We start from the raw sequence: 12,348 nt of genomic DNA, 5'->3' as shown, positions 1-12,348 counted from the left end.
AACGAGGAATCGAATGAAAAATTAAGTAAACTTTTGAATGAAATTGCAGCAAACACTATCGAAGCAAGCATTGAAGATGACAACGTTACGGAAACGTATTTTAACCTTTACACAGAACTTGTTCCTGAATAATATTGGTATAGATGTAAAGTTTTTACATCTCAAAACAATGCGGAATTTAGCAATAATGCTATTTTCCGCATTATTTTTCTCGTGCGAAGACCCAACCGCAATTCTTATCAATACATCAAACACTGGTGGTCAGGTAGCAACTATTTTTACAGATACTGTAAAAGTAGCCTCATCGTCATTATTGCTTGATTCAACATTTACATCCGGACAAGCTGGTGGGGTAGTTGGACGCTATAAAGACCCTCTTTTAGGAGAAGTAAGTGCGAAAACATTTACCGAAATCTCCCTCCCATTATTGAATACAGATGTATTTACAACACTTAAGTTTCCTGCGGCAGACTCAGGTATCACTGTTTATGACTCTGTTTACGTATTTTTTGCTCATAATGGCTTTGCTTACGGCGATAGTACCAAAGATTATAATCTTACGCTTCACCGTCTCACTCAGAGCTTTGATAAAACAAGATATACTAATGAAGATGTAATGACTTACGACCCAACCCCAATGGCAAGTAAGACATTTACTTATAAAGAATTAAAGCGTGCTAATTCAACCGTACAGGATAGTTTAATTTCGATGAAATTACCGAAATCACTTGGTGAAGAAATTTATAAATTATTCTATACAGAATCAGGTTCAACAATCGAAAAATTTACTGCTGCTGTCAAAGGAATTGCTTTAGTTTCAAACCAAACAGCTCAGAATGTTTATGGTATTTCTTTAGCCGGAAGTTATATTCAGCTTTACTACCATACTACTACATCGACTGATAGAAAGAGTATTCCACTTACATTTTACTCAAAGCGTTTTAGTCAAATACAAGGTAATAGAGCGGGTACAGTTCTACAAAACTTGAAAAAATTACAACCAATTTCGTCAAGCCTAACCAGCAATCGTGCATATTTACAATCAGGTATCGGAATATCACCAAAGATTAATTTCCCTTCATTATCAGCATTTGCAACAAGTGGTAGTTTGATTGTCAATAAAGCTGAATTAGTAATTGAAGCTGATTTAGACCAAATCACTGGTAATTATCCCGTTCCAGCTCAAGTATCATTAGTGCATTTAGACAATGAAAATAGATTGAGAAAAACATCAACAGGTTTAATTGATTTTGTGGGTCTAGATGGTCTAACTGGCACTCAATATACGGCATCTTACAATAAAACCACCAATAGTTATAGCTTTAATTTCACTTCTTTACTACAAGACTTGATTAATAAAAAGCAAACAAACAACGGATTAGCAATCGTTCCTAGTTTATTGAATACAACAACCTCTACCATCTCGGTTTATAATAGTAATGTATCTAGATTAGTAGTTAAAAATATAAAGCTGAATGTTTATTACTCAACGAAAAAATAAGTTGGTTTTGAACAAAAAAAAGCCCAGTTTGAAAGTCTCAAACTGGGCTTTTGCTTAATGAAACTGCTCAGTTTCCGTAGAATTAGCCATAGCAGTTGTTGAAGCGGCACCCGCAGTAACGACATTCTGAACGGCATCAAAATATCCAGTACCAACAAAAGCTTGATGTTTGATAGCCTTAAAACCTTTATTTTGAAGAGCAAATTCACGTTGCTGTAATTCAGAGAAACCAGCCATGCCTCGTTCAACATAAGCACTCGATAACTCAAACATGGCAGTATTTAGGGCATGAAAACCAGCTAAAGTTATAAATTGGAACTTATAACCCATCTCAGCCAATTCTTCACGAAAGGTGAGCATTTGATTTTCGTTCATGTATTTTGCCCAATTAAATGAAGGTGAACAATTATAAGCCAACATTTTTTCAGGATATTTTTCTCGAATTCCTTGAGCAAATTCTCTAGCTAAACCTAAGTCTGGATTTCCAGTTTCCATCCAAATTAAATCAGCATAGGGAGCATAACTTAAACCACGATTGATACCTTGCTCTAATCCATTTTTCACATAAAAGAATCCTTCGGGTGTACGTTCAGTAGATTTAATGAATTTATGGTCACGTTCATCAATATCAGAGGTAATCAAATTAGCAGCCTCTGCATCAGTCCTTGCAATTACTAAAGTTTGAGTGCCCATCACATCAGCGGCCAAACGAGCGGCAATAAGTTTGTTAATGGCTTCTTGGGTAGGCACCAAAACCTTTCCACCCAAATGACCACATTTCTTGGCTGAAGAAAGTTGGTCTTCAAAGTGAACACCAGAAGCACCTGCTTCAATCATCATTTTCATCAATTCAAATGCATTCAAATTTCCTCCAAAACCAGCTTCTGCATCTGCAATAATTGGCACTAACCAATGTGTATCTCCTTCACCATTAACCGATTGAATCTGATCAGCACGTAATAATGCATTATTAATTCTACGAACCACACTTGGAACTGAATCGGCTGGATAAAGGCTTTGGTCAGGATACATCTGTCCAGCTAAATTGGCATCTGCTGCTACTTGCCAACCAGATAGGTAAATAGCTTTCATTCCTGCTTGAACCTCTTGAATGGCCTGATTTCCTGTTAAAGCTCCTAAACCAGCTACCCAATTATCTTGATTAAGCATTTTCCAGAGGCGTTCAGCACCCAACTTCGCAATGGTGTGCTCAATTTGAAAAGAGCCAGTAAGTTTTACTACTTCTTCAGCAGTATATGGTCGTTCGATACCTTTCCAGCGTGGATTAGTTGTCCAATCAGAAATTAACTCATTGATTCGTTGTTGTCTCGTTGTCATTTTTGTAATTAGTTTATTGTTGATGAAATGTTGTTTGTATTTTATTCGGAAAACTTATTCAAGTTCTTTATATGCACCTAAAGTCAGAAATTCGCTGAATTGGCGTTTCATAACTAATGTATTGAATAACTCTGCTGATTTTTTATATTTCCCCTCTGGAATTTGACCATTTTCTGCCAATTTTTTAATCTTTTCCACTTCTTCAACCAGTAGTTGATGGTAATAATTAGGTTCAATAATATCTCCTTCTTGAGTCTTCACCCGATGTTTCAGCCATTGCCAAATTTGTGCTCTTGAGATTTCGGCAGTTGCAGCATCTTCCATTAAATTATGTATGGCAGCAGCACCAATGCCTCGTAACCAAGAATCTATGTAAAGAATTCCTACATTGATATTCGTTCGAAGACCGTTTTCTGTTATTGTGGCATTATCAATTCTTACATCCAATAAATCGTCTGCAGTTACCCTTACATCTTCCCTCAAAATTTCTTTTTGGTGAGACTTTTCCCCTAATTTCTTATTGAATGCTTCCATAGCCACGGGCACCAAATCTGGGTGAGCTACCCAAGTTCCATCAAATCCATTATTTACTTCGAGTTCTTTATCGGCAGTTACTCTCTCAAAAGCCAAAGTATTAACTTTTTCATCTCTTCGATTCGGAATAAATGCAGCCATTCCTCCAATAGCATGTGCCCCTCTTCGATGACAAGTTTTAACCAATAATTGAGTATAGGCACGCATAAAAGGTACTCGCATCGTTACATCTGCACGATCAGGCAAGATAAATTCTGCATGATTTCTAAATTTTTTGATTACACTAAAGATATAATCCCATCGACCAGCGTTTAGACCAGCTAAATGACGGCGAAGCTCGTAGATTATCTCATCCATCTCAAAAGCAGCCAAAATCGTTTCTATCAAAACCGTAACCTTGATTGTTCCAATTGGAATACCCAAAGTTTCTTGGGCTGCTACGAAAATATCATCCCATAAACGTGCTTCTAAATGACTTTCAAGTTTAGGCAAGTAAAAATATGGGCCACTGCCATTTTCAATAAGCTGTTTTGCATTATGAAAAAAATACAAGCCAAAGTCAAAAATTGACGCTGAAATTGGTTCTCCCTCAACTTCTAAATGCTTTTCTAACAAATGCCATCCTCTTGGTCTTACTTTCAACACAGCCGTTTTTTCATTCAAAGAATAAGTTCTACCATTTTCTGCTATAAAATCTATCTCACGACGAATGGCTGCTCGTAAATTCAACTGGCCTTCTATACAATTATCCCAAGTAGGAGAATTAGCATCCTCGAAATCAGCCATGAAAACTTTTGCACCTGAATTGAGAGCATTGATTATCATTCGTCGGTCAACGGGGCCAGTAATCTCAACTCGTCGATTTTGCAAATCTTGTGGAATAGGATTTATTTGCCACTCCGATTCTCTTATCTGTTTAGTAGACTCTAAAAAGTTAGGCATTTCACCAGCATCGATTCTATGCTGACGCTCTTGGCGTTGTGTCAATAAATCTTCTCTTCTCCAATTGAACCTTTTGTGTAGCCCAATAATAAAATCAATGGCTTCAGGAGTTAAGATTGTCTCATAGGCTGGTTTTACTTCGCCTAAGATATCTACTGAGGTGTCGGTATTTGTTCTCATTTTAAAATTTGGTTAATTGTTGATGAAGTGTATGATGATTCAAAGCTATAAAAGCAAATTCAAATTAACAAGCGAATATTCGCTAAATATACAATATTCGCTATTAATTCTTTATATAAGAATATATTTTCTTGATATTATTTTATTTATATATATCATTTTAGCATTTATAGATAAAAAAAAGAAAAAATATCTTTGATTCAATGGCTTATTAATTAAAATTTTATAAGAATTGACTCTTTACAGCTAAATATTTTTCCATTAAAAATCAAAAGAAAAGAATGTCAAACAGGCATTATTTGGATATATAAATTTTTATATACATTTGAATCAAAGTCAAGAAATACAGTATTTATTGAATATTTCACAGATAAAGTATTGTTTTTTCTATAGTAAAGGTTTATCAACAAAATTGATAGGTTAAGAGAAGCAATTCATTGAAGTATAAAGTTTTTTCTAACCTAGAAATCTATTCTAAATCACCAAAAAATATGTGTGGAATTGTAGCTTATGTGGGGCACAGAGAGGCTGCTCCTTTAATTATTAAAGGATTGAAACGTTTGGAATACCGTGGCTATGATAGCTCGGGCATTGCATTATTGAATAGTAATGGATTAAAAGTATATAAGAAAAAGGGGAAAGTAAAAGACCTTGAAAACGAGCTAAGAGATAAAGAACTTTCTGCTACCATCGGCATTGGCCATACTCGTTGGGCAACACATGGTGAGCCAAACGATGTTAACGCTCACCCTCATTATTCAAATAGTGGAAGATTTGCCATCATTCACAATGGAATTATTGAAAACTATGCTTCAATTAAGCAAAGTCTTTTAAACAAAGGCTATACTTTTCAAAGCCAAACAGATACAGAAGTATTGGTAAACTTTGTAGAAGATATTCAAAAAAACAAGAAGTGTTCGCTAGAAGAAGCCGTAAGAATTGCCCTTCATGAAGTAGTGGGTGCGTATGCCATTGTAATTATGGATGCTGAAAATCCAACCCAACTCATTGCTGCACGCAAGGGAAGTCCTTTAGTGATTGGTATAGGAGATGACGAATTTTTCTTTGCTTCTGATGCTACACCAATTATAGAATATACAAAAGATGTAGTTTATTTAGATGATTACGAAATTGCGGTTGTAAAAGATAATGAACTCACAGTCAAGAATTTATCGAACGAAGAAATTGACCCCTACATTCAAACAGTTGAATTAGAGTTAGAAGCTATTGAAAAAGGTGGTTATGAACATTTCATGCTAAAAGAAATCTTCGAGCAACCACGTTCGATTGCCGATTCGATGCGTGGACGTATCAATACTGAAGATGCCACATTGGTTTTGGGAGGTTTGGGAAGTTATTTAGATAAAATTGCCAAAACTAAACGAATTGTAATTGTTGCTTGTGGTACTTCTTGGCATGCTGGATTAGTGGGTGAATATTTGTTTGAAGAATTAGCACGTATCAATGTTGAAGTAGAATATGCTTCTGAATTTAGATACAGAAATCCAATCATCAAAGAGGGAGATATTGTCATTGCTATTTCGCAATCTGGAGAAACTGCCGATACAATGGCGGCTTTGGAACTAGCCAAATCGAAAGGGGCTATTATTTTGGGCGTTTGTAATGTAGTTGGTTCGTCCATTGCTCGTATTACTCATGCGGGAGTTTACACTCACGCAGGGCCTGAAATCGGGGTAGCCAGTACAAAAGCATTTACAGCACAAGTAACGGTGCTTTCTTTGATAGCTATTGCGGTGGCTCAAAAGAAAGGCACTATCAGCAATGAGCTTTATCGTGAATTAATATTTGGATTAGACGCAATACCGAGTAAAGTTGAGAAAATTTTAAAAAATGCAGAAAAAGTAAAAGATATTTCAAAACTATTCACATTTGCATCAAATTTCATCTTCTTGGGTCGTGGGTTAAATTTCCCAGTTGCATTAGAAGGAGCCTTGAAATTAAAAGAGATTTCATACATTCATGCCGAAGGATATCCAGCCGCAGAAATGAAACACGGCCCAATTGCATTGATTGATGAAGATATGCCAGTGGTATTTATTGCTACCAAGGATAGTTCATATGAGAAAATTGTTTCGAATATTCAAGAAGTAAAAGCTCGTAAAGGTAGAGTAATTGCAATTGTTACAGAAGGAGATAATTTGATTCCTAACATGGTGGACTTCACGATTGAAGTACCAAGAACCAACGAACTTTTATCGCCAATATTGACTTCTATTCCATTGCAATTAATATCTTATTATATAGCCGTACTTCGTGGAAGAAACGTTGACCAACCACGTAACCTTGCAAAATCGGTTACTGTGGAGTAAACTTTTAACCTTGGCAGGATTACAAAACCCTGCCAAGGTTTTTTATATAGGCTTCATTCTAATTACAACCGATTTTGAAGTTGGAGTTTTACTAATATCAGCGAAACTATCAATCGGTACTAAAACATTGGCTTCTGGAAAATAAGTTGCCACACATTTTTGCGGAATATTGTAAGGTACAACGATAAATTTCTCAGCTATTCGCTCAATCCCACCGTGATTATTATAAAGATTCACCACCTGATATTTTTCAAATTTTGCTTCTTGCATATCAGTTTCATTCATCATAATGATTCTTCTTTCATTAAAAATCCCTCGGTATCGGTCATCTAAACCATAGATTGTAGTATTAAATTGGTCATGACTTCTAATAGTCATCATCAAATACTCACCTTCTGCCAATTTTATGTTTTCCAATGTATTTATAGTAAACTTGGCTTTTTGAGTATCGGTTGAAAATTTTCTTTCACGAGGAGGATTTGGTAAATAGAAACCTCCATCATTTCGAACACGGATATTATAATTATCAAAACCTGCTATTGATTGCTCAATTAAATCTCTGATATTATCATAATTGGCTATGAGTTTATCCCAATCAAGATTTGTACTTTTTAAAGTCGCTTTTGCGATTCCTGCTACGATGGCTGGTTCGCTCAGCAAATGTTCAGAGACAGGCTTTAGATTTCCTTTGCTACTATGCACCACTCCCATCGAATCTTCAACCGAAACAAATTGTTCAACACCTGCTTGCATATCAAGGTCAGTTCGGCCTAAAGTTGGCAAAATCAAAGCCGATTTTCCGTGAATTAGATGACTACGATTGAGTTTGGTAGAAATATGAACCGTTAAATCGCAATTTTGCAGGGCTTTAGCCGTAAACTCAGTATCGGGTGTAGCTGATAAGAAATTACCTCCCAAACCAATAAAAACTTTTGCTTTACCTTCCGCCATTGCTTTGATAGCCTCTACAGTATCATAACCATGCTTTCGTGGAGGTTCAAAACCAAATACTTTTTGTAGATTATTTAAAAATTCTGCTTTAGGTCTTTCAAAGATACCCATTGTGCGGTCGCCTTGAACGTTTGAGTGTCCACGTACGGGGCAAGTTCCACCACCTTCAATACCAATACTTCCTTTTAATAAAAGAAGATTAACCACCTCACGAATGGTTGGCACTGAATTTTTATGCTGGGTTAGCCCCATGGCCCAGCAAACGATAATTTTTTTATTTGTAATCAATAATTCAGCCGCCGCTCTTATTTCTTCTAAGGCAATACCACATTCGGCTGAAAGCTGCTCTAAAGATTCCTTTTCAAGGCTTTTTATATAATTTTCGTAGTTTTCTGTATGATTAATTAAAAAATCTTTATCAAAAACCTCTCCTGTTTGCTTTTCTGCTTCAAATAAAATCTTGTTGAAGGCTTTTAATAAGGCCAAATCTCCATTGATTCTTATTTGTAAATAAATATCCGTTAGTTTTTCACCACCAAACAATACATCTTTTACTTCTTGTGGATGCTTAAACTTCAACAAACCTGCTTCGACTAAAGGATTTACTGATATTATTTTTGTTCCTGCACGTTTGGCCTTTTCGAGAGCAGAAAGCATTCTTGGATGATTTGTACCGGGGTTTTGCCCGAGAATCATAATCACTTCTGCATTCTCAAAATCTTCTAATTTGACCGAACCCTTTCCTAAACCTAAAGTTTCACCCAAAGCCGAGCCACTTGACTCGTGACACATATTTGAGCAATCGGGCATATTGTTTGTACCATACATTCTGATAAAAAGTTGGTATAAAAAGGCGGCCTCATTACTTGTTCTTCCAGATGTATAAAATATTGCCTCATCAGGTGAATCTAAGCTATTTAATTGATTACCAATAAGTTGAAAAGCATCAGTCCAAGATATTTTTTCGTAGTGCTGTACTCCTTCTCTTACAATTAAAGGATGCGTTAATCTTCCCTGCTGACTCAACCAATAATCAGATTTTTGTGAAAGCTCGGCCACCGAATATTTTTGAAAAAAAACGGGAGTAACTTTTCTCGTAGTGGCTTCCTCGGCAATGGCTTTTGCTCCATTTTCACAATATTCAGCAATTTTTGAACGTTCACCATCAGGGTCTGGCCATGCACAACTGGGGCAATCGACACCACCTTTTTGATTTAAGTTTAATAGAGATTTTAGGCCTCGTCTGATTGGCATCGCACCAAAAACGTGCTTTACAGAAGAAAATACCGCAGTAAAACCCGCTGCTTCTTTGGCTGGTTCAGCAGTTTTTATTCCTGTAAAATCGGTGGGTGGTTGGGGGTTTATTTTTGACATACTATTTTGCGTTTTTCAAACATAGCGAAAAATCTACTTCTACGATAGTTCATTGAATAAATTCTGTTTTGATAAAATTATTCAATTCGGTTTTCATGTGAATAAACATTAAACCCATTTTCTCTTAAAAATCCAATTAACGTAACTCCCAATGATTGGGCTGTTTCGATGGCCAAACTTGAAGGTGCTCCCACACAAGCTATAATCGGAATACCCGCCATTGCTGCTTTCTGAATTATTTCAAAACTTGCCCGACTGCTCATAACCAGAATATTATGCTTAAGTGGTAAAATATTAGCTTGAAATGCTGCTCCTATAACTTTATCAAGGGCGTTATGGCGACCAATGTCTTCTCGCAATACTCCTACATTATCAATTGGCGAATGAATCATAGCGGCATGCAAACCGCCTGTATATTGAAAAAAAACCTGATGCTTTGTTAAAATTTTAAGTAAACTCTGTATAAACTCAACTGAAACTTTGAAATCACTTTTAGGAATAATCGGGCATTTTTGCTCAATCGCTTCGATGGTGGCTTTCCCACATACACCACAACTTGACGTTGCATAAAAGTAGCGTTCAGAATTTCGAAAATCTACTTCTATGGATGGCTTTAACTCTATTCTTACTATATTTTGCTCGGCTTGTCGGCCAGCATCAGTACAATAATGAATAGATAAAATATCTTCTATTTGACTAATGATACCCTCCGTAAATAAAAAACCTAATGCCAACTCAAAATCATGACCAGTGGGCGTTCTCATCGTGATAGAAATACTCTTTTGTTGTCGATTTTGTTCATTTCCAAACCCTAAACGTATTTCTAAAGGCTCTTCCCAAGCTACCAAATCGGGTGTTTTTTCCACATTTTTCGCCCCAAATTTCTTTATTTCAAAAGATTTTATTCCGTACATTTGCTCAGAGGTTTTCTTTATTCGACCAAATTAGTAAAACTTCTTTGATTGATAGTTGTTTGTTTATTAAAATGCAATTACGCTATCGTTCACAAGTTTCAAACTTGTCCTACAATTTATTCATCAATAACAAAATAGCCTGATCTTCAGTCAGACCTTGAAAAAACTATGAAAAAAATTCTAATTTCTCTCTTGTTCCCCAGTTTAGCAATGGCTCAGTATAATTATCCAGTAACAAAAAAAATCGACCACACCGACACGTATCATGGTACCGTAGTTGCCGACCCTTATCGTTGGCTTGAAGATGATCGTTCGGCAGAAACCTCCGAGTGGGTAAAACAACAAAATGAAGTAACCAATAAATACTTCGAGCAAATTCCGTATCGTGGCGAAATCATGAAACGATTGGAAAAAATCTATAATTACCCCAAATATTCTTCTCCTTCACGCAAAGGAGAATGGTTCTATTTCTACAAAAATGATGGTTTACAGAATCAATCTGTACTTTATCGCCAAAAAGGGCTTGATGGCATACCAGAGTTAGTTATTGACCCCAATAAACTTTCTGCCGATGGTACTACACGTTTGGTACAATTTGTATTATCGAAAGATGGAAAATATGGTGCAATGGCATTATCAAAAGGTGGTTCTGACTGGCAAGATATTGTCATTATGGACATGGCTACGAAGCAGAATCTCAGCGAAAAACTCGAATGGGTGAAAGTTTCGGGTATTTCTTGGCAAGGAAATGGTTTCTATTATAGCCGTTATCCGAAACCAGAGGGTAGTGCTTTGGCCGCAAAAAACGAAAATCATCAAGTATTTTTCCATAAAGTTGGCACCAGTCAGGCTGAAGATGAGTTGGTTTTTGAAGACAAAGCCAATCCTCAACGCTTCAATGGCGTTTATACGAGCGAAGACCAAAAATTTGCGTTCTTGAGTATCTCTGACCGTGGCAAAGGTAAAGATGGCAACGCTCTGTATTTTAGAGCAGCTGGTGAAAAGGAATTTAAGCCAATTATTGCTGAAATTACCAATTCGAGTTATAGCATTGTGGATAATATCGGACAAGCATTTTTGGTTCAGACCAACCACAATGCTCCCAATGATAAAGTAGAAAAATTTGATATTGCTACGGGTAAATGGTCAACGATTTTACCCGAAAAACCAGAGCCATTACAAGGAGTAAGTTCGGCAGGTGGTAAGTTATTTGCCTTGTATTTGAAAGATGTCACGACTCGTGTGTATGTCTATGATTTCAACGGAAAGCTTGAAAATGAAGTACAATTACCATCTTTGGGTTCGGCAGGTGGCTTTGGTGGCGAAGCTGATGATAAATTTGTGTTCTATACTTTCAGCACCTTCAACTACCCTCCTACTATTTTCAGGTACGATATTGCAAGCAAGAAAAGTACGGTTTTCCGCTCACCAGAAGTAGATTTTAAAGCAACTGATTTTGAAACAAAACAAGTTTTCTATACAAGTAAAGATGGCACGAAAATTCCGATGTTTATTGTCTATAAAAAAGGCTTAAAACTCAATGGACAAAATCCAACATTGCTTTATGGCTACGGAGGCTTTAATGTAAACTTAAATCCAGGTTTTAGTCCAACCCTAATTCCATTCTTGGAACAAGGTGGCGTTTATGCTTCTGCGAACCTTCGTGGTGGTGGCGAATACGGCGAAAAATGGCACGAGCAAGGTATGAAACTCAAAAAACAGAATGTTTTTGATGATTTTATTGCGGCAGGAGAATATTTGATTAATCAAAAATATTGTGATAACGCTCATTTGGCCATTCGTGGTGGTTCAAATGGTGGACTTTTAGTTGGTGCAGTAATGAATCAACGTCCAGATTTAGCAAAAGTGGCTATTCCACAAGTGGGTGTAATGGATATGCTTCGTTTCCAAAAATTTACAATCGGTTGGAACTGGATTGCCGATTATGGTTCGTCGGATAATGCTGAAGAGTTTAAAACTTTATACGGTTATTCTCCGATTCATAACATCAAATCGGGTATTAATTACCCAGCAACACTCATCACAACGGCCGACCACGATGATAGAGTTGTGCCAGCTCACTCATTCAAATATGCTGCTACATTACAAGAAAAAGGAGCCGGAAGCAGCAAAAATCCATTATTAATAAAGATTGATACAAACTCTGGTCATGGAGCAAGTAATACTAAGAAAAACCTCGAATCGACGGCTGATATTTACGCCTTTATTTGGTGGAATATGGGCTTTGTGCCGAAGTTTTAAGTTTTTGCAATTGTGGCACATC

7 protein-coding genes are annotated in these 12,348 nt (G+C 36.5%); 3 read left to right on the top strand and 4 right to left on the bottom strand.

The window, feature by feature from the left end; genetic code table 11:
* The first annotated feature begins 169 nt into the window (after positions 1–169).
* Positions 170–1,501: a DUF4270 family protein gene (locus A6M55_RS03395; RefSeq protein ID WP_197491650.1), complete on the top strand. Its 1,332-nt coding sequence runs from the start codon at positions 170–172 to the stop codon at positions 1,499–1,501.
* Between the two features lie 54 nt (positions 1,502–1,555).
* Here A6M55_RS03395 and aceA read toward each other — a convergent pair whose 3' ends face one another.
* Both aceA and aceB read right to left on the bottom strand, forming a co-directional pair.
* A complete protein-coding gene (gene aceA / locus A6M55_RS03390; RefSeq protein ID WP_064196467.1) occupies positions 1,556–2,839 on the bottom strand; it encodes an isocitrate lyase in 1,284 nt (427 codons plus the stop codon).
* Between the two features lie 54 nt (positions 2,840–2,893).
* A complete protein-coding gene (aceB, locus tag A6M55_RS03385) occupies positions 2,894–4,495 on the bottom strand; it encodes a malate synthase A (RefSeq protein ID WP_064196466.1) in 1,602 nt (533 codons plus the stop codon).
* A gap of 491 nt (positions 4,496–4,986) precedes the next feature.
* Between aceB and glmS the strand changes: the two genes are divergently transcribed.
* Positions 4,987–6,825: a glutamine--fructose-6-phosphate transaminase (isomerizing) gene (gene glmS, locus A6M55_RS03380; protein WP_015027493.1), complete on the top strand. Its 1,839-nt coding sequence runs from the start codon at positions 4,987–4,989 to the stop codon at positions 6,823–6,825.
* A gap of 42 nt (positions 6,826–6,867) precedes the next feature.
* Here glmS and A6M55_RS03375 read toward each other — a convergent pair whose 3' ends face one another.
* Together A6M55_RS03375 and fdhD are read right to left on the bottom strand one after the other, a co-directional pair.
* Entirely contained in the window at positions 6,868–9,150 is a 2,283-nt protein-coding gene (locus A6M55_RS03375) for an FdhF/YdeP family oxidoreductase (protein ID WP_064196465.1), read from the bottom strand.
* Positions 9,151–9,227: 77 nt separating this feature from the next.
* Positions 9,228–10,064 carry a formate dehydrogenase accessory sulfurtransferase FdhD gene (gene fdhD / locus A6M55_RS03370; RefSeq protein ID WP_064196464.1) on the bottom strand — a complete coding sequence of 279 codons (837 nt, stop codon included), beginning with the start codon at positions 10,062–10,064 and terminating at the stop codon, positions 9,228–9,230.
* A 168-nt stretch (positions 10,065–10,232) separates the two neighbouring features.
* Here fdhD and A6M55_RS03365 point away from each other — a divergent pair, with 168 nt between their 5' ends.
* The gene (locus tag A6M55_RS03365) at positions 10,233–12,326 is read left to right on the top strand and encodes a prolyl oligopeptidase family protein (RefSeq protein ID WP_064196463.1); all 2,094 of its coding nucleotides are present in this window, start codon (positions 10,233–10,235) and stop codon (positions 12,324–12,326) included.
* The last annotated feature ends 22 nt before the right edge of the window (positions 12,327–12,348 follow it).

It is taken from the genome of Emticicia sp. MM, from assembly GCF_001649495.1.
The sequence above is the reverse complement of the archived record's forward strand: the minus strand, read 5'-3'. Positions and strand labels throughout refer to the sequence as shown.